The organism is Ruegeria sp. HKCCD7221 (genome assembly GCF_013031225.1).
Lineage (GTDB): Bacteria > Pseudomonadota > Alphaproteobacteria > Rhodobacterales > Rhodobacteraceae > Ruegeria.
Map to the genome: position 1 here is coordinate 1 of NZ_WPZE01000012.1, position 19,135 is coordinate 19,135.

Sequence of the window (19,135 nt, forward strand, 5' to 3'; positions counted from 1 at the left end):
TTGCCCCGACTGTCAAGAATTTCCCGGGCGTGGATGTCGATGATTGTGCTCATTATGTGGCCCTCAGACTTTGGTTGCCATCACGCGGGCGGTGTCCAGCATTCGATTGGAGAAACCCCATTCATTGTCGTACCAGCTCAGAATCCGAACCATTCCACCCTCGGTCAGACGGGTCTGCTGGGTGGCAAAGATCGACGAATGGGGGTCGTGATTGAAGTCTGCGGAAACCAACGGCTCATCTGTCACCGCCAGTACCCCACGCATTTCGCCGTCTGCTGCGGCGCGAATTGCGTCGTTGATCTGATCCACGGTTACGTCTTGTTTCGGCATAAAGCAAAAATCGACAGCCGAAACATTCGGTGTCGGCACCCGGATGGCAGAACCGTCCAATTTCCCTTTGAGCTGGGGAAGAACCTCACCGACAGCACGGGCCGCTCCTGTCGAGGTCGGGATCATCGACATCGCGGCCGCTCGGGCGCGGTAGAGGTCTTTGTGCATCGTATCCAGGGTAGGTTGATCACCTGTGTAAGAATGCACTGTGGTCATGTAACCGGTTTCAATCCCAAAGGCGTCGTCCAGCACCTTGGCAACCGGAGACAGGCAGTTGGTTGTACAACTTGCATTCGACACAACGATCTCGTTGCCTGTCAGACTTTTGTGGTTCACGCCATAAACGATCGTCTTGTCAGCACCCGAAGCCGGGGCGGAAACCAAAACTTTCTTTGACCCATTGCTCACGTGCTGAATGGCGCTTTCGCGTTTTGTAAACAGACCGGTGCATTCAAGTGCGACGTCGACATCCTGCCAAGCCAGCTTTGCGGGGTCGCGCTCTGCACTGACGCGTATTTCGCGCCCACCAACAAGCAAAGTGTTTCCATCAACCTGAATATCTGTATCCAGTCGCCCATGAACGCTGTCGTATTTCAACAAATGCGCGTTCGTCTCAATCGGACCAAGATCATTGATGGCCACCACGGCGACATCGTTCCGCCCTGCCTCAACCAAAGATCTTAGGACACTGCGACCGATGCGACCAAACCCGTTGATTGCTACTTTTACCGTCATTTTACTTCTCCAAAAATTTAGAATGCCGCTTCGGATTGCGCATCAAGGGATTCTGACATCGACACGACGCGCAGGATGTTCGTGGTGCCTGCAGTGTTGAAAGGAATGCCCGCCGTAACCGCGATGCGGTCATCCTGACCGGCCAGCCCCATATCCCGCGCGGCGCAGACTGCCGCTTTTACCGCGCCCTTGAAACGGATGGCGGGATCGACCGGAGCACAGGATAGACCCCAAACCAGGCCCAGCCTTCTGGCGACGGACGGATCGGGGGTCAGCGCCAGAATAGGCACGCGCGGGCGTTCCCGTGCGGCCAACGTGGCCGTCGAGCCGGACATGGTGTAACAACAGATCGTCTTCAGCGCGGTCGTCTCAGCGATTTCCCGAGCCGCAGATGTAATCGCCTCGGACACCGTGCTCTTGCAGGGGGTGCGTGCTGCTTCGATCGCTTCAAGGTAACCGGGATCCTGTTCCGTTTCCTCGGCTATAGCGTTCATCATCTGAACTGCATCGACCGGAAATTGTCCCGCTGCGGATTCTGCCGACAACATGACCGCATCGGCACCGTCATAAATGGCCGAAGCGACATCGGACACTTCAGCGCGGGTGGGCACAGGGCTGCCGGTCATGCTTTCCAGCATCTGAGTTGCGACAATCACAGGCTTCCCGGCCGCGCGGCACCCCCGCACCAGCTGCTTTTGGATTGCCGGAACCTTTTGGATGGGCAGTTCCACACCCAGGTCGCCACGCGCCACCATGATCGCATCCGACGCATCCAGAATTGCAGGAAAACAGTTTACCGCCGCCGGTTTTTCAATCTTGCTCAAAATACGCGCCCGGCCTTTTGCCAGTTTGCGCGCGTCTTCGATGTCTTCGGGCCTTTGCACAAATGACAAGGCAAGCCATTCGACACCAAGCTCGCACACAAACTCAAGATCTGCCCGGTCCTTGTCGGACAACGCAGCCAAAGGAAGCACGACATCAGGGACATTCACGCCTTTGCGGTCGGAAATACGCCCGCCTACCATAACGCGACACTCGGCATGTTGGTCTGAGCAATCAATCACAGACATGCGAATGAGACCGTCATTGACCAGTAGCGTTGCACCCGGGGTCAGAGCCCGGAAGATTTCCGGATGCGGCAACTGAACACGATTTTGACTTCCCGCGGTGCCCTCCAGATCAAACCGAAAGCTCTGCCCATCGACCAACAGCGCACCACCGCCTTCGAACAGGCCGCAGCGCAGCTTGGGGCCCTGAAGGTCTGCCAGAATACAAATGGGCGCGTTCATATCCGCCTCAACCTTGCGGATCGTGGCATGCAACCGGGCGATATCATCGTGCCGTCCGTGGCTCATGTTGAGGCGGAACACATCCGCCCCTTCGGTTTTTAGGGCACGGATGGTTTCATAGCTGCTTGAGGCTGGACCAAGCGTCGCCACAACTTTGATGTTTCTGTTTCGGATCATTCGGACCTTGCCCTTGAACCATTTTCATTTGTTATCGCTAACAATCATCATTCAAGCCAAAAGTCAACATTTTCGCGCATTCAGGCGTTCTTTTTTGGCAATTATGTTCGATAATTTCGAATTATCTTGAAAACCACACAAAAACCGCACATCTATTTTTGAGCGCAAAGGATCAAAACATGCTCGGCAAGAACAGAAAATCTGAGATTCTGCACATCGCTCAAATCGAAGGAACGATCCGGGTCGAAGATCTTGCCCGACGCTTTGGGGTCGCCGAGCAGACCATCCGCCGAGACCTTGCGCAGCTATCTGATACCGGCCAACTGGAACGCGTTCACGGGGGCGCTGTCGTGTCTTCGGGGGCGGGAAATCTCGACTATGTGCAGCGCCGCAATCGAAATACTGAAGGCAAGGCAAGAATTGGCCGAGAATGCGCCGGCAGCATTCCAAACGGCGCAACCGTTTTCATAAACATCGGAACCACCACCGAAGCTGTTGCCCATGAGTTGCTGGCCCACAAAGACCTGTTGGTTGTCACCAACAGCCTGAACACCGCCAATATCCTTGCGGTGAACCCGGATATCGAAATTGTTGTCGCAGGTGGTTCGTTGCGGCGCACAGACGGTGGTCTACTTGGCAACCTGACAACACAGGTGGTGGATTTGTTCAAATTCGACCATTCAATCATAAGCTGCGCCGGAATTGACGCAGACTTGGATCTGCTGGATTTCGATTTTCAGGAAGTGCGCGCGACGAAGTCCATCATACGACAGTCAAAGTCGACTTTTGTGGTTGCCGATAGCTCAAAAATGCTGCGGTCAGCCCCTGGGCGGATTGGGAATCTTGCCGATACCGATATCCTTTTCACCGATGCACCGTTGCCGGACGGTATGATGCAGAAGGCGCGCGAACTCGGCACATCCATCAACGTCGCGCAACCCTGAGGCGCGGTCGCAAGGCCAAGGTGGCGCCCTGCGACCGCTTGCGGTCGTAGTTAGCTGGCCAATCGTTCAAAAAGCCGCGCGACAGCTTCGGCACCAGGATCGACATGTCCCCGCAGTTGTTCTGCGTTGATATATGATGCGCGACCAGCTCGAGCCCGCAACATCGTTGCCGTTTTGTCAGCCCCAGCTCGCGCGGCAACTGCTGCATCGGGCAATCCGCCTTCCAGCTTGTCAAGAGCCGGTTTCAATGCATCAATCATTGTCCGGTCACCGGGTTGAGCACCGCCAATATCCTGCATCCGCTTCAAACCAACGTGCAACGCCTTCTGCATCGTTTCACCACTTGATGCCGCATCCCCCGCCGCCGCAAAGAAAATGGCGAGCAAAACGCCTGAAGACCCGCCCATAGTCTGACTCAGCTCTTGGCCGATTGCGCGGTACAGTTGCGTGTGATCCGCCAAAGGCAGCTTGTCCATCGCTGCGATCAGGGCACGTGCCGCGCCTGCAAGCGTCGAGCCTGTGTCACCATCGCCGGACTTGGCATCCAGTGCGTTCAGGTCAGCCTCGGCCGCTATCAATATCTCGCAGCATCTTATCAGGAACGAACGCGTCTCGGCATGATCTGAGGCCAGAGGCTTAATTGGCTTCAGGCCATCGGGCAGTTCAAGCACGGGAACGTCGACCAATGCGTTTACACCGGGCCATGCGCTCAGGTGCGTTTTGGCCTGCAATGCCATCAGATCCTCGGTCGGCGCAGGATAGACCGAGATCGAAAATCCGCGCATTTCAAGAGAAGTCATCAACGCCGCAGGTCCAACGATATGGCTAATCTGCTGCCCGATCGACGAATGCTTGAGCTCATGCGCCAGAATAGACATTTCCAGAACGGAAGCCCCGCCAAGGTTATTCAACAAAGCAACATAGCGCTGGTCAGGGTCCATCTTTGCACCCAGCTTTTCAACCATCATGGCAATGGCGGATTTAGCATCCGAGTATTCAACCTGATCAATCCCGGCCTCACCATGGATACCGAGGCCCAGTTCAGCCTTACCGCTTGGAATGCGATCTTCTTTCGGTGCGCCGGGCACCGTACAGGTGTCAAGCGACATACCGATGGACGATGTGCCAGCAATAACGCGCTCGGCTGCGGTTGCCACCGCATCGAGGTCAGCGCCATTCTCGGCCAATGCACCGGCGATTTTATGCACGAACAGCGTCCCCGCAACACCGCGTGCCTGGGGCAGATCAGGCAGCGCGACGTCATCATCCACGATGACCATATTCACATTGAGTCCAAAGGCGCGCGCACGTTCAGCCGCAAGGCCAAAGTTCAGGCGATCGCCGGTGTAGTTCTTGACGATAAGCAAGCAACCTGCCGGTCCGGTCACAGCCAAAATCCCGGCCAGAACCGCGTCGACAGAAGGTGAGGCAAATACGTCACCACACACCGCGGCGGTCAACATACCTTCGCCAACGAACCCGGCGTGCGCGGGCTCGTGACCCGACCCCCCGCCAGACACCAGCGCAACCTTCGACTTGTCCCAGTCCGTGCGCACCACCACCCTGATATGTGGATAACCGTCCAGCCGGGCAAGGCGACCACCCGATGTTGCGATCACGCCGTCAACGGCTTCTGCAACGATGTCTTCTTTTCTATTGATAAAATGGGTCATTTCAGCCTCTTTTACTGAATCCGGACGCCTTCGGCGTCGAAGAAAAACGGGTTGTTCGGAGCGATCTTGACGATATCGCCGCTTTTGAGCGAGGTGTGTGCGTCGGTTACAGTAATCAGATCATGATCCCTGAAAGACAGATGTAATCTGGTCTGATCGCCCAGATGTTCGACCCGCGTAACAAGACTGTCCTGCCCGTCCCCCTGTCCGATCTGTTCTGGGCGCAGGCCGATGGACTTGGCACCGCTTGGGGCGTGACCAAAGATATCGGCAGGCAGAATGTTGATCCGGGGCTGGCCAAGGCGGCTGGCCGCATAGATGCTGACTGGGGCTTCGTAGATTTCCCGCGGCGTGCCAAACTGGATCAGCTTTCCATTATCCAGAACACCCACATGGGTCGCCATGGTCATCGCCTCGACCTGATCGTGTGTCACATACAGTAGCGTCGCGCCACTATCCGCCTGAATGCTCTTCAGCTCAACCCGCAGATCAGCGCGCAGCTTGGCATCCAATGAGCTGAGGGGTTCGTCCATCAGATAGACTTCGGGATTTCGCACCAAGGCACGACCAATCGAAACACGCTGCATTTCCCCGCCAGACAAGGCGGTCGCCTTGTTTTCAAGTTTGTGCGCGATCTGCAATGTCTCAGCGACGCGCTGCACTTTGATCCTAATCTCGTCCTCGGGCGTCTTCAGCAAAGGGGACCGCAGCGGGAAGGCCAGATTTTCATAGACTGTCAGATGCGGGTACAGCGAGTATTGCTGAAACACCATGGCGACGTTGCGCTGAGCCGGGGTCAATCCGGTCAGGGTTTGGCCATTCATCAGGACGTCACCCTCATCCGGCTTGTCCAGCCCGGACACCATGCGCAGCGTCGTTGTCTTGCCGGCCCCGGTTGGCCCAAGAAGGACGACAAAAGCCCCATCCGGGATCGTCATGGATATGTTGTCCAAAGCGACCATGTCGCCAAAGCTTTTTGTCACATTGCGAAGCTCAACCTCAGCCATGGTTCAGAACTCCTTCGTTTCCTGCGGACAACAATGCCCTGCCCTTTTCCGTTTCGAACACCGTGATTGTACGCTCATCAAAGTGCAGGCCCGTTTTTTCGCCCACATGAACGCGATCGCTGGATGGGATGCGCGCCTTGATCTCGCCATTCGGGGTGTTCAGTGTCACGATCTGAGTGGTGCCAAGGTATTCCGTCGCCGTCACTTCGCCGCGATAGCTGGAACTGTCATCCAGATGCACATGTTCAGGTCGCACACCAAGCGCCAGATCGCCACGCGCGCCGCCATGCTGTTCGGGGATGCGAATTTGACTGTCGCCCAGATCGACCGAGTGAGTGCCGCTGCCAACAATGCCATGAAAATTCAGGAAGTTCATGGAAGGTGAACCGATGAAACTGGCCACGAACATCGTAGCGGGCCAGTCATAGATATCTTGCGGCACTCCAAATTGTTCGACAACGCCGTGGTTCATGACGACGATCTTGTCGCCCATCTGCATCGCCTCTAGCTGGTCGTGGGTCACGTAAACCGTGGTTGCCCCCATCCGGTCATGCAAGGCACGCAATTCTTCGGACATATGCTCGCGAAATTCTGCATCCAGCGCACCCAGCGGCTCGTCCATGAAGAACGCTTTGGGGTCCCGCACAATGGCGCGCCCCAAGGCGACGCGCTGACGGTCGCCTCCTGACAACCCGCCAACAGGTTTCTTCAGAATATCGGTGATCCCCAGAATCTGGGCGACCTCGTCCACCTTCTTTTTGACCTGCGCCTTGGGCATCCCTTGGCTCAGCAGGGGATAGCTGATGTTCTTGCCGACATTCATATGCGGGTAGAGCGCGAACATCTGGAACACAAAAGCGATATCGCGCTGGCTGGCAGGCTTCATACCCACCTCTTCACCGTCGATGTAAATCTCGCCGCTGGTGGGCAGCTCAAGCCCGGCCATCATACGCAACGTCGTGGTCTTGCCGCAGCCCGAGGGGCCAAGCAGCATGAAGAACTCGCCATCTTCGATGGTGAAACTCGACGACTGCACGGCGGTAAACGTCCCGAATTCCTTGCGCACGTTTTCGATTCTGATCTGTGCCATGTTCTTACTCCGGGAAGTGGCTGACGATGATGAACATCACCGTGCCAATCAGCGTGACAATGAAGGAATAGGTGAACAGGGCCAGCACAAAGGGCTGCATCAGCATGATCACACCCAACGCGATAAGGATGGAGGCCACCATTTCCCAAGGGCCACGGCGCAGCCGCAGCAGGCCATTGATAAAGCTTGTCATTTGCGTACCGCTCCGAATGTGATGCCGCGCAGCAGATGCTTGCGCAGAAGAATGGTGAAGACCATGACCGGAACTAAGAAGATCGTCGCCCCGGCGGCCACGGCGGGCCAGTCCTTGCCGCCAACACCGATGATGGTCGGGATGAAGGGCGGTGCGGTTTGTGCGGTGCCCGAGGTCAGCAGAACAGCAAAGGCGTATTCGTTCCACGCAAAGATCAGGCAGAAAATCGCGGTTGAGGCGATGCCCGTCGCGGCCTGCGGCAGCACCACTTTGTAGAAGGCCTGAAAGCGGGTGTATCCGTCGATCAATGCGGCCTCTTCATATTCCACCGGGATCTCGTCGATGAACCCTTTCAGCAACCAGACCGACAGGGAGAGGTTCACGGCCGTATACAGCAGGATCATACCCAGATGCGTGTCGTTCAACCCTAGTTGCCGGAACATCAGAAAAATTGGGATCGCCACCGCAATCGGCGGCATCATCCGGGTCGACAGGATGAAGAACAGCAAATCATCCTTGAGTGGCACCCGGAACCGGCTGAACGCATAGGCCGCAGCGGTGCCCAGCACCATACACAGAAAGGTCGAGCCGAACCCAATGATGACCGAGTTCATGAAACGCTCGCCATAGCGCGACGCGCCAGTGATAACCTGCCCCTGTTCGCGAACCATTTCATCATACCATGTCTCTGGCGGGGGCAGCGCAGCCAGGTCTTCTTCATTCAGGCGCGTGCGCTGCGTGAACAGGTTGACGTAGCCTTCCAGCGTCGGCTCGAATAGGATTTTGGGCGGATAAGAGATCGAGTCGGCAGGCGACTTAAACCCGGTGGCGATGATCCACATCAGCGGCAGGATCGTGATGACCGCATACAGTACCACAGCGGTACCAGCGACCCACTTCGTCCGGTTGGACGGCTCTGTAACAGAAAAGCTCATCTTTCTTTTACCTTGTTCAGGGCTTTGACGTAGATCGAAGCCAGCCCAAAGACGGTGACGAACAGGATGACCGCATAGGCCGAGGAATAGCCGGTGCGCCATTTCTCGAACGCTTCGCGTTTCAGGTCGATCGAGGTCAGCGTGGTCGTATTGCCCGGACCACCGCCGGTCAGCTGCACCACAAGGTCGAACATCTTGAAGTTCTCGATGCCGCGGAACAACACGGCCAGCATCAGGAAGGGCAGCGCCATCGGAATGGTGATCGTCCAGAACTGCCGCCACTTGCTGGCGCGGTCACATTCGGCGGCTTCATAGATCGAATCCGGGATTGAACGCAGACCCGCCAGACAGATCAGCATCACAAATGGCGTCCACATCCAGGTATCGGCGATTACAATGGCCCAAGGCGCCAAATGAACATCGCCGATCATAGAAAAACTGGATGGATCACCACCGGTAAAGAACGTCACTACATAATTGAACAGGCCGATTTGCGGCTGATAGAGGAAAGTCCAGAAATTACCTACAACGGCCGGGCTTAACATCATGGGGAACACGATGATCGTGGTCCACATATCATTGCCCTTGAATTTCATGTTCAGCAAATAGGCCAGTGCAAAGCCGATCAGAACCTGCAGAACGATGGTCCAGATCAGGAAATGCGCCGTGGCCTGCATCGTCATCCATGTGTCACTATCGGTCAGGATACGTTCGTAGTTGCGCAGACCGACGAAATCGATTTCACGGTTGGGCCTGTTCACCTTGTAGTTGGTAAAGCTCAGCCGGATGGTCCAGATCAGCGGAAAGATGTTGACGGCCAACAGCAGGAAAATGGACGGCGCGACGAAAATCCAGGCGATGGTTCGATCTGACAGCCCGCGCACTTTCCGAGCCATCGGCTCGGGTGTCGCTTTGGCGATTTTATCCATCGGTGTGTGTATCATTGTTTGATCCTTCATCGGCGACAGCGACGCTGTCTCCGAAGGTGGCGGAGTGCTCCGGATTAGCATTTTGCCAATCCGGAGAGGGAGCGCCGGGCAAACGGGATTGCCCGGCAAGATTTACGCTTAGATTTTGCCTTCGTCTTCGAAAGTCTCGGTCCAATCGTCGACCAGACCATTCAAGGCTTCCTCGGCCGTGCCATTGCCCGCAATCACATAGTCATGCACACGTTGCTGCATGGCCAGAAGCAGTTCGGCATAAGCTGGCTCCGCCCAGAAATCCTTAACGATCGCCATCGAATCGAGGAAGGTCTGCGCATAGGGCTGGCTGGTTGCAAAACCAGGGTCTTCGACGACCGCCTTCAGCGCGGAATAGCCACCCAGTTCCCACCAGCGAGACTGAATTTCAGGCTGTGCGAACCACTTGATGTATTCCAGTGCAGCATCCTGTTTGTCGGAATAAGAGACAACAGAAATCCCCTGCCCGCCCAATTGGGCAAACTGCCCGCTCGGACCTGCGGGGTTCGGGAAGTAACCAGACTTGCCGCCGCCCACATTCGCGTCAGCCTCAACACCCGGCCAGATGAAGGCAAAGTTCATCTGCAATGCGACCTGACCGGACTTATAAGCGTCGATGTTTTCACCCATGTACCAGTTCGAAGATCCCGGCGGTGTGGCGGTATCATAGAGGTCCTTGTAGAACTCCAGACCAGCGACCGCATCTTCAGAATTGACGAAGCCATCCAGTTCATAAGGGCTGTCGGGGTTACCATATTCGAACCCATAGTTGTACAGCGCGTTGGTCACACCCATCGTGATGCCTTCGGACCCGCGCTCGGTATAGATCGCGGCGCCGTAGACCGTCGTTCCGTCAATATCGCGGCCTTGGAAGAACTGAGCGATGTCTTTCAACTCGTCCAAAGAGTTCGGGACATCCAGATCCCGGCCGTACTTTTCCTTGAACTCAGCCTGCAGTTCGGGGCGTTCGAACCAATCCTTGCGATAGGTCCAGCCGACAACATCTCCGAACGCTGGCAGCGCCCAATAGTTGGGGGTATTCTTCGGCCATTCCGCGTAACCTGTCACGGTTGCCGGGATGAAGTCATCCATTGTGATGCCTTCGGCATCGAAGAAATCGTTCAGTTTGACATAGTGCCCATTTTCGGCGCCGCCCCCGATCCACTGACTGTCACCAATCATCAGATCACATAGTTTACCGCCCGAGTTCAGTTCGTTCAGCATCCGGTCTGCAAAGTTAGGCCATGGCACGAATTCGAAATTCATGGTGTGGCCGGACTTTTCCTCGAAGTCCTTGCTCAGTTCGATCAGCGCATTGGCCGGATCCCAGGATGCCCAGCACAGGGTCAGGTCCTCGGCGCTGGCGGCGCCGGAAACGGCCATCACCGCGGCAGTTGCAACAGAAAGTTTAAGCTGCGTCTTCATCAGAAAGCTCCTCCCATTTGTTTGGCGCCGACTCCTCTGACGGCGACTCATTGATGGAATAGTCGTAAATGAGGCACGTACCTCAGATCAAGCTTTTTCTGAGGCACGTGCCTCATTTCGCTTGCATGTGCCTTGAAACTGGGCAAATATTTTTGAACACCAAAGGATAGAAACCGACTCGATGCGACCAACAACCAAAGACCTCGCCAAAGCTGCCGGTGTCAGTCTGGCCACTGTGGATCGCGTCCTGAACAATCGCCCGGGCGTGCGCAAGAAAACCGTGAAGGCGGTGAATGAAGCAATCGATAAGATCGGCTTTGTGCGCAACCTGTCCGCTGCCAATCTGGCCAAAAGCAAGAGGTACAGGTTTCGGTTCATGCTTCCGCGCCGCGGGGATTTGTTTATTTCAGAACTGCGCGAACGCATTTCCGAAACCGACCGAGGCCTTGCGGCCGAAGGGATCGAGATTTCGCATCAGGAAATTTCGCAGGCCGATCCGCATCTGATCGCACGCACATTGCTGAAGCTGTCGCCTGATAAGGTCGACGGGATTGCGTTGATGGCGCCTGAATCACCTCAGGTGCGGGATGCCGCCATCCGGCTTCAAGAAAAAGGCGTTCAGGTTGTGCACCTCATATCCGGTCAGCTTGAAATGTCCGATATGGATTTCGTTGGCATCGACAACCGCGCCGCGGGCGCAACCGCGGCCCGCCTAATTGGCCGTTTCACTTGCGGGCGGCAGGGAAAAGTCATGGTCGTTTCAGAAACCATGAACGCACGTGACAGTCTGGAACGGCGTCACGGGTTCGATCAGGTTCTCAAGCAGGACTATCCAAATCTAATTGCACTGCCCTCACTTGAGACGCATGGTGATCAGTCACGGGCGCAAGAAATCGTCCTGAACACGTTGCGAAACAATCAAGACGTTATCGCTGCGTATATCATGAGTTCCGAAGCGCGCTCACCCCTGAATGCCCTGCATTGCAAAACTGATCACGGTGAGCTGGTCGTAATTGCACATGAGCTGACGGAACGTACACGCAGCGCGCTATTGAACAAAGAAGTGGATGCAATCATCGCGCAAAATCCCGGTCATCTGGTACGCAGCTCGGTCCGGTTGCTGCGCGCAAGGTGCGACAACCGTGAGATCATGCAGTCGCAAGAGCAAATACGCATTGAAATTCTCATCCAAGAAAATTTGATACCCGACGGATTTGCAGCAAGCTATAGCGCCCAATAGACGGCCAGCAGGATCGGATGTTTGATTCTGCCGAATTATATTCGAACGATTATCCGCATAATCTTGTTCAAAAGCTCTCGCTCTCCAAAACTGCGGTTTTGTGCGAGGTTTTGGTTTAGTTCAGCACACTGCTTGGATGTGCCACGCTTTCGACTCTAGACCAATAGCAGGACAATCACTGAACCCCATAGGGCGAGAAGGACGTTACCAACTGCATAACCCAACCCATAGCCAAGGGTTGGTACTTGGCTCTGCGCGGCCTCTTGTACAGCTGCCAAAGCGGGTGCGGATGTCCCTGCCCCACAACATGTTCCGGCCAGGACCCCTTCGTTGATTTTGAATATCTTACGACCCACAAAAATCGCTGATCCATGCGCCAGAAAAACGATTGCCAGCGCACCAAAAATCAGGGACGGGCCGCTTGCCAGTACACCAGCCACAAAACTTGTCCCCGAGGTAATGCCCACACATGCCACAAAGACGCACAGGCCAACTGAATCGAATATCCAAAGCGTGGCTTCGGGAACAAATCCAAATGTGCGGCGAACCGAGCGCAACCAACCTGCGACCAGCCCCCCCAACAATACCCCTACCGAAGTGCCCAGACCAAGCTCGACCGCGCCATAATGCAGGGCTGGAATCCCAATCAAACCACCCAACAGGATAAAAAACGCAACAAACACCATGTCCGTTTTGCTTGTTTCTCGGTCCAGATAACCCAACTTGCTTGCTGCGTCCTGAATATGGCTGCGCGTACCGGAAACTGTCAGGACATCTCCCATGTGCAATGGGACACCCCGAAAAACCGGTAGCCGTTCACCGCTGCGCATGATCCCACGAAGAAAGATAGTTCGGGCTTCGGGGCGGACGGAAAGTTCACCTAGGGTTTTGTTGACCAACTCTTTGTTAGTTACAACAATGTCGCTGGTTTCAACGGGAAGATCCAAAAGTTCAGGGTCTTCGACCTCTTCCCCCAGAAGGCTACCATGGTCAATAAGATAGGACCGCATCCCGGCGATCGCTGCGATATCTCCGTTTTGCAGGACCATGTCCCGTGACGTCGGCAGGATTTTGTTGCCTCGGCGAACGCGATCAAAGAAAGCCCGCACGTGGATCGGAACCCGAGCTTCCAATTCGGCCACGGTATGTCCTGCAAAGTCAGGATTTATGCGATAGGCCCGCGCTTCAAAGTCACGATGCTCGGAATGCCACGGGGCATCGTCATCTTGCAGTTCAGATTCATATTCAGCACATGCGTCCCGCAAAGATCGCCCATAAAACCGCGGTGCAATTTGCGTGTGGAACACAATCGTGGCGATGACACCAACAAAATATGCAACCGCAAAACCTGTCGCGATTTCGGCTTCAAATATCTGCTGGCTTGCTGCGTCAGCACCTGTTTTCGCAAATGCATCAATGGCCACACCCAAAGTTGCACTTTCAGTCGCCCCACCTGCCAAAAGCCCCGCCGCGACACCAACCGAAAGACCCATAAGTGGCGCTAAAAGGACCGCAACCAGCAACGCAATTGCGCATAATAAAACGGTAATCCCGATCTGAGGCAGGGCACCCAGGTTCAAGGAACGAAAGAACTGAGGCCCGGTGCGATAGCCAATCGAAAACAGAAACAACAGGAAAAATGTCTGCTTCAAGTCATCGGACACGACCACTCCGGTCTGCCCGACCAAGACACCAGCAAGCAGGCATCCCGCCACTGAGCCAACAGTAAAAGAGCCGAAGGAAACTTTTCCAATCGCGTAACCAAGGGTCAGGCTGCAAAACAGCGCCAATTCAGGGTGAGTTCTGAATATCGAAATGATTGCTTCCATGAAAACGGCTGTCCCTCGGCCCTATCCTGTAATGCGAGTTCAACCGTGAATCGGCAGACCTTTTGAAGCGCGATACGATTGCACGTATCCCGTCGCAACGGCACGCACCGCACGCCCGATTTTCCGATATGCATCATCATCAAGATTTGCGAAGGACACACGTGCAGACCAGTTAGGCGCGTCGAATCCCGATCCATTCAAAAGGACAATCCCATGGTCCTGCGCAAGTTTGAACGAAATGTCGAGCGGGTGGACGTTCTCTTTTATCCAATCCACGACTTCTTCACCTACATATTTCCGAAGCCAGAACTCAAAATCAATTATTCCATAGTATCTGTCGTACAAGGGGTTATCCGGTACTTCGATCCCCATACCTTCGACCAATTCAGTGAAGCGATGTTCAAGAATGCTAATGCAAAGGGCTTGATATGCCTTGTCTTCGTCCATCATCTCGACCAGAGAAAACAACGTCATCATCACTTGCTGAGGAAGTGAAAGGCCAGCCGTGTGATTCAGGGCAACATCCCGGCTGTCCGCAACAATTCTGTCTATGAATTTGAGTGTGGAGGGATCGGGTGTCAGGGTTCTGTAGCGCGCTTCGACAACCGCTTTAGTCTCGGCCGGGGCCTCGGCGATCATTTTGTCAAATATGTTGTCTTCGGCCACGAGGATTGTACCCAACCTCCAGCCCGTGCAGCCGAAATACTTGGAGTATGAGTAAACCCCGATTGTGTTTTCAGGCAGATGCGCCATCACGGATTCAAAGTTTGGCACAAAAGTCCCGTACACGTCATCCGTCAGAATGATCAGATCTGGCCGACGGGTTTTTACAAAACTGACCAATCGCTTCAATACGTCAGGGCTTATTGCGACTGACGAAGGATTTCCGGGATTCACCAGAAATAGGGCTTTGACCTTAGGATCTGCCAGCGACTCCAGATCTTCATCCGTCAATTGAAAGTGATCTTCTTCCTCGGATGAGACATGCACGACATTCAGTGAATAGTCTTCAAGTTCTGGCATTTCGAGGTAGGGCGTAAAAATAGGTGTCCCCAACGCGATCGTATCGCCCGCGTTCAAAAGCCGTTGATTTTTCAACGCTTTGAAGATGTAGCACATTGCGGCTGTTCCTCCTTCGACCGCATAGATGTCAAACTTGGCATCAGGGCGATGGCCCGCGCACATTGCCCACATCAAATATTCATGAACAATCTGTTCATTGTGAACGAGACAGCGGTCCGGCATAGGATAATGATCGCCAATGATGCTGTCGGTCAGTTCCAGCACAAAGTCATCCGCATTAAAATCGAACTTCTGAATTGCAAAATCCACGACACTTGCCAAGGTAGCCGCGGCAGGACTAGTACTTTCCGCATTGGCACAATAAGCCATCAAACGATGATAAGACCCCGGCCCTTGTGGCATTCCGGCCAACCCGACTTGTGGTTCATTCCGGTCACGCTGCGCCTCGGTAATCGCGAATTGCCCCAAAAAGAAAAAGACTTCTCTCGCTTTGGTTGCAATCCAGTTTGGGTTTCCCCGACCAGCGTTCAGATACGGTAGGGTCGAGGCGCGTGACTCTTTCTGAGCCAGCTTGATGAGCTCGTCTTTGATCTCAAAAGGGCTAAGATCTTCGAACTTGTGTAAATCAAGAGTTTCGGACATCGGTTCTTATCCATGTTTATCAATATCAGAAATTACAATTTGATAGTAGAAACGGGTCACGGCATCTGTAAACAAAAACTCAAGATTATTAGCCAATTATGTTCCAAGCGATCAGCCCCGCTTGTTTGTTCTGTTGGCGCATGGCTGGTACTCGGCTCATCAGGACAACGGTTTCCGGCCTGTGGGTTTTCTTTGGAGCTGCAGGATAAATGTGTCCCGCGAACAGGCCATCTTTGCGGGAATTGCTGTCATCGCGCCGTGTTCTTTCCATCCAACCACGCGCGAATGATTGCGCGGTGGCGATCGCGCCCGAAGCTTGGGAAGTGACCCCCATGCACAGTTTGTACAGGTAGATCATAGAGACGTACCATCGAGCGGTAATAATCGTCCGCATTGCTATGATAAGTGTCTTCGATCAACTCGCCATCATAGACAATATCGCCCGAAAACAAGATGCCTGTCGCGGCCTCCCACAAGGCAATTCCGCCCGGCGAATGACCTGGTGTATGGATCACCTCGAAATGCCTGTCCCCAAGATCGACGATATCGCCATCGTCCAGCAGGCGCGTCGCCTGCGCGCCGCTGACCGCATATGTATCGGATCGGTAGGGCAAGGGCGGTAGGCAGTCGAAAATCTCGTCCGTCACATAGGGGTCGGCCAACGTCGCCACGCGGGTTGGGTTCGCCAGAATATCGGCCTCGGCCCTGTGAACCGCGCGGTCCTCAAACTCGTGATGACAGCCGATATGGTCGAAATGGGTGTGGCTTGCGACCGCCGTCAACGCACGTTCGGTCACCAGAGGCACCCATGTTCGCAGCGACACAACACCCATACCGCTGTCGACCAGCATATCGCGGTCACGCCCACGCACATGCCACATGTTGCAGCGATAGAACGGCGTGATAAAAGGCTCATCGATCAGGGTGACGTCTTCGCCTTTGCGGGTGGTGCGGTACCAATCCTGCGGTTGCGCGCGTTGCATCAGGGGGTCTCCGGTTCGAACAGACGAAAATTCTCGACATCTGCGGATAACGATAGCACATCCCCCTGCGCCCACGCGCGGTCGGGCGCCAGATAGGCCGTAAGGTTCAGGTCCGGGGCACAGGCCGGTGACAGATGCGCCCGGCAATAGGTTCCGAAAAACGCCGCTGCAGTCACGGTGGCCTGCCCCATCGGGAACGAGCCCTGATCGTCCGCGCGGATATCCTCGGGGCGGAGGCAGATTGCGGCCGCCGCAGACGCTGGAGCATTCTGTGCGGGAAGAAGCCCAAAGGGTGTTTCTACACCAGCCCCAGATTTCACACCTTCTATATGGTTGTTTTCACCCATGAAATCCGCCGTGAACAGTGTTGCGGGGTGACGATAAACCCGGTCGGGCGTGCCATGATCTTCGATCCGGCCCCTACTCATGACCACGATCCGGTCGGCAATGGCCATGGCCTCTTCCTGATCATGAGTGACATGCACAAAGGTTGTTCCGATCTGTTGCTGAATGGATTTCAGTTCATCCTGCATGGATCGCCGCAGCTTGAGGTCCAGCGCGCCCAGCGGTTCGTCCAGCAGTAGAACGTCCGGGTTTACGGCCAATGCCCGCGCAAGCGCAACGCGCTGACGCTGACCGCCGGACAGGGCATGGGGACGTTTGAGCGCCGCGTCCTTCAGACCGACCAGATCCAACATCTGTTCGGCGCGGGCGTGGCGGGCTTTCCGGCCCATACCGCTCATACGCAGGCCAAAGCCCACATTGTCCCGCAGGGACATGTGCGGAAACAGGGCATAGTCCTGGAACACCGTGGTCGTGGGGCGTTTAACTGGCGCGACACGGGTCAAATCCTGACCGCCAATCAGCACGCGGCCTTCGGTAGGTTCCAGAAACCCGCCAAGGATAGACAAAAGGGTGGTCTTGCCGCAGCCGGATGGCCCCAGCAGGGTTACGTATTCACCGGCCTCGATCTGTAGGTCGATCCCGGACAGCGCCTGAAACTGACCGAACCAGTGATTGAGACCTGAAAACGTGACAGACGCGGTCATTGGCGGCCTTTCCGAAAGATGGTGAGTTCCAGCAGCAGCACAACCGCCACCGAGATCAGGAAGACGAAGCTGCCGATTGCATTCAGTTGCGGCGACAGGCCAGACCTGAGCAGCGACCAGATCTCAACCGGCAGGGTGACGTCAAAGCGGGTCAGCAGGAAGGAGATGATAAACTCGTCCCAACTGAGCGTGACCGACAGGAAAAAGGCCGCCGCAATCGACGGCAGCAACATCGGAACCGTCACCAGCATGATCACCTTGGGCTCGGACGCGCCCAGATCACGGGCCGCTCGTTCGGCATTTTGCTGTTGCGCCCCCATCGAGGCGTAGATGATGGCAAAAGCCAGCGGCAGGTTGATAACCACGTGCCCGATGGCGGCGGTCCATAGCGAAACGCCAAAGCCCGACCGCGTCAGAACGATCAGCAGACCCAGCCCGACGATCAGGTAGCTGACAGTCAGGGGGGCAATCAGCAGCCCTCGGATCAGGGTCGATCCCGGCAGAACGTGCCGCGCCAAACCGTATGCGGCCAGAAATCCAAGCGTTACGGCAACCGCAGACGACCCGAAGGCAACAAGGATCGAGTTGCGCAGCGCTGCCATCAAATCCTCGTCCCCAAGAATGGTCTGGTACCATTGCAGGGACGGTCCGTTAAACGGCGGCACCGGCAGCGTTCCTTCCTGAAACGAGAACAGGACCAGCACACCCACCGGCAGGTAGATAAAGACAAAAGCGGCAATCAGGTAAGCCCACGGCAGAAAACGCATCATAGCCGGTCAAGCCTTAACCAGCGGGCAGATAGCAGGTAGGCCAGCGCGACGATGCTCATCAAGACGATGGCCAGCGCCGAGGCCAGCGGGAAATCCGCACGTCGTCCCAATTGCACCATGATGACCTGTGGCACGGTTAGTTCGGTATTGCCGCCCAGAATCTGCGGCGTGACGTAATCGCCGATACACAGGACAAAGGTCAGGAATGCTCCGGTGACAATACCGGGCAGCGTGAGCGGCAAGATCACGTGCCGGAAGGTTTGAAAGGCGTTGGCGCCAAGGTCCATTGCCGCCCGGCGATAGTTCGGGGATAGCTGGATCAGGTTGGCATAAATCGTCAGGGTCAGAAGCATCACAAAGAAATGCACAAAGCCCGTTACCGTCGCAAAGCGCGTATTGGCCAGCGTGATCGGCTCGGCGATGGCGCCGATCCACATCAGGGTCTCATTCACTACGCCTTCGCGCGCCAGAACCAGCAGCCACGCATAGGACCGCACCACATAGGAGGTCCAGAATGGCAGGATCGCCAGCAGCAGGGCCAGGCGCTGCCAGCGCGGCGACACACGAAAGGCAATGATCCAGGCCAGCGGATAAGCCAGCACGACCGAGATCACAGTCACCGCCAGCGTGATTTCAAGCGAAACCAGAACCGCGCGCCACAGATACTTCTTTTCAAGCAGCTCGGCATAGTTGGCCAGCGACAGGTCCCAGACAAGCATGCGCCCTTCAAGCGAAGCAAGGCTCATCGCGCCCATCACGACGAAAGGCACGATGAAAAAAGCGATGGTCCACAGCAGGGCCGGAGTCACAAAGCCCCAGCCCCGGATCTGATCCTTGGACAT

Annotated in this window: 17 protein-coding genes; 2 read left to right on the plus strand and 15 right to left on the minus strand. The window is 55.6% G+C overall.

The window, feature by feature from the left end; translation table 11 throughout:
* Positions 1 to 63 precede the first annotated feature (63 nt).
* Positions 64 to 1,065 carry a type I glyceraldehyde-3-phosphate dehydrogenase gene (gene gap, locus GOX73_RS19355; protein WP_171124699.1) on the minus strand — a complete coding sequence of 334 codons (1,002 nt, stop codon included), beginning with the start codon at positions 1,063 to 1,065 and terminating at the stop codon, positions 64 to 66.
* Between the two features lie 17 nt (positions 1,066 to 1,082).
* Positions 1,083 to 2,531 carry a pyruvate kinase gene (gene pyk / locus GOX73_RS19360; protein ID WP_171126945.1) on the minus strand — a complete coding sequence of 483 codons (1,449 nt, stop codon included), beginning with the start codon at positions 2,529 to 2,531 and terminating at the stop codon, positions 1,083 to 1,085.
* A 179-nt stretch (positions 2,532 to 2,710) separates the two neighbouring features.
* Here pyk and GOX73_RS19365 point away from each other — a divergent pair, with 179 nt between their 5' ends.
* Entirely contained in the window at positions 2,711 to 3,475 is a 765-nt protein-coding gene (locus GOX73_RS19365) for a DeoR/GlpR family DNA-binding transcription regulator (RefSeq protein ID WP_171124702.1), read from the plus strand.
* A gap of 50 nt (positions 3,476 to 3,525) precedes the next feature.
* Here GOX73_RS19365 and GOX73_RS19370 read toward each other — a convergent pair whose 3' ends face one another.
* From GOX73_RS19370 to GOX73_RS19400, 7 genes are all read right to left on the minus strand, one after another.
* Positions 3,526 to 5,148: a dihydroxyacetone kinase subunit DhaK gene (locus GOX73_RS19370; protein WP_171126946.1), complete on the minus strand. Its 1,623-nt coding sequence runs from the start codon at positions 5,146 to 5,148 to the stop codon at positions 3,526 to 3,528.
* An 11-nt stretch (positions 5,149 to 5,159) separates the two neighbouring features.
* A complete protein-coding gene (locus GOX73_RS19375) occupies positions 5,160 to 6,155 on the minus strand; it encodes an ABC transporter ATP-binding protein (protein ID WP_171124706.1) in 996 nt (331 codons plus the stop codon).
* Entirely contained in the window at positions 6,148 to 7,245 is a 1,098-nt protein-coding gene (locus GOX73_RS19380) for an ABC transporter ATP-binding protein (protein ID WP_171124708.1), read from the minus strand. The genes GOX73_RS19375 and GOX73_RS19380 overlap by 8 nt, the downstream gene beginning before the upstream one ends.
* 4 nt (positions 7,246 to 7,249) lie before the next feature.
* Positions 7,250 to 7,438 carry a hypothetical protein gene (locus GOX73_RS19385; protein WP_170488331.1) on the minus strand — a complete coding sequence of 63 codons (189 nt, stop codon included), beginning with the start codon at positions 7,436 to 7,438 and terminating at the stop codon, positions 7,250 to 7,252.
* Entirely contained in the window at positions 7,435 to 8,373 is a 939-nt protein-coding gene (locus GOX73_RS19390) for a carbohydrate ABC transporter permease (RefSeq protein WP_171124710.1), read from the minus strand. Before GOX73_RS19390 ends, GOX73_RS19385 begins: the two co-directional genes overlap by 4 nt.
* Positions 8,370 to 9,317 (minus strand): carbohydrate ABC transporter permease, encoded by a 948-nt coding sequence (locus tag GOX73_RS19395; protein ID WP_171124711.1) that lies wholly within the window; start codon positions 9,315 to 9,317, stop codon positions 8,370 to 8,372. The genes GOX73_RS19390 and GOX73_RS19395 overlap by 4 nt, the downstream gene beginning before the upstream one ends.
* Positions 9,318 to 9,440: 123 nt before the next feature.
* Positions 9,441 to 10,757, minus strand: coding sequence for an ABC transporter substrate-binding protein (locus tag GOX73_RS19400; protein ID WP_171124713.1), 1,317 nt, complete (start codon positions 10,755 to 10,757; stop codon positions 9,441 to 9,443).
* A 181-nt stretch (positions 10,758 to 10,938) separates the two neighbouring features.
* Here GOX73_RS19400 and GOX73_RS19405 point away from each other — a divergent pair, with 181 nt between their 5' ends.
* The gene (locus GOX73_RS19405; RefSeq protein WP_171126947.1) at positions 10,939 to 11,997 is read left to right on the plus strand and encodes a LacI family DNA-binding transcriptional regulator; all 1,059 of its coding nucleotides are present in this window, start codon (positions 10,939 to 10,941) and stop codon (positions 11,995 to 11,997) included.
* Positions 11,998 to 12,152: 155 nt separating this feature from the next.
* Here the strand turns inward: GOX73_RS19405 and GOX73_RS19410 are convergent, their stop codons facing one another.
* From GOX73_RS19410 to GOX73_RS19435, 6 genes are all read right to left on the minus strand, one after another.
* Positions 12,153 to 13,826, minus strand: coding sequence for an aspartate:alanine exchanger family transporter (locus GOX73_RS19410; protein WP_171124717.1), 1,674 nt, complete (start codon positions 13,824 to 13,826; stop codon positions 12,153 to 12,155).
* Between the two features lie 39 nt (positions 13,827 to 13,865).
* Positions 13,866 to 15,491 carry a bifunctional aspartate transaminase/aspartate 4-decarboxylase gene (locus tag GOX73_RS19415; protein ID WP_171126948.1) on the minus strand — a complete coding sequence of 542 codons (1,626 nt, stop codon included), beginning with the start codon at positions 15,489 to 15,491 and terminating at the stop codon, positions 13,866 to 13,868.
* Positions 15,492 to 15,739: 248 nt separating this feature from the next.
* On the minus strand, positions 15,740 to 16,474 hold the full coding sequence (locus GOX73_RS19420; protein ID WP_171124720.1) for an MBL fold metallo-hydrolase: 735 nt from the start codon (positions 16,472 to 16,474) through the stop codon (positions 15,740 to 15,742).
* Positions 16,474 to 17,523 carry an ABC transporter ATP-binding protein gene (locus GOX73_RS21090; RefSeq protein ID WP_171126949.1) on the minus strand — a complete coding sequence of 350 codons (1,050 nt, stop codon included), beginning with the start codon at positions 17,521 to 17,523 and terminating at the stop codon, positions 16,474 to 16,476. Before GOX73_RS21090 ends, GOX73_RS19420 begins: the two co-directional genes overlap by 1 nt.
* A complete protein-coding gene (locus tag GOX73_RS19430) occupies positions 17,520 to 18,293 on the minus strand; it encodes an ABC transporter permease (protein WP_171126950.1) in 774 nt (257 codons plus the stop codon). Before GOX73_RS19430 ends, GOX73_RS21090 begins: the two co-directional genes overlap by 4 nt.
* Positions 18,290 to 19,135 carry an ABC transporter permease gene (locus GOX73_RS19435; protein WP_171126951.1) on the minus strand — a complete coding sequence of 282 codons (846 nt, stop codon included), beginning with the start codon at positions 19,133 to 19,135 and terminating at the stop codon, positions 18,290 to 18,292. Before GOX73_RS19435 ends, GOX73_RS19430 begins: the two co-directional genes overlap by 4 nt.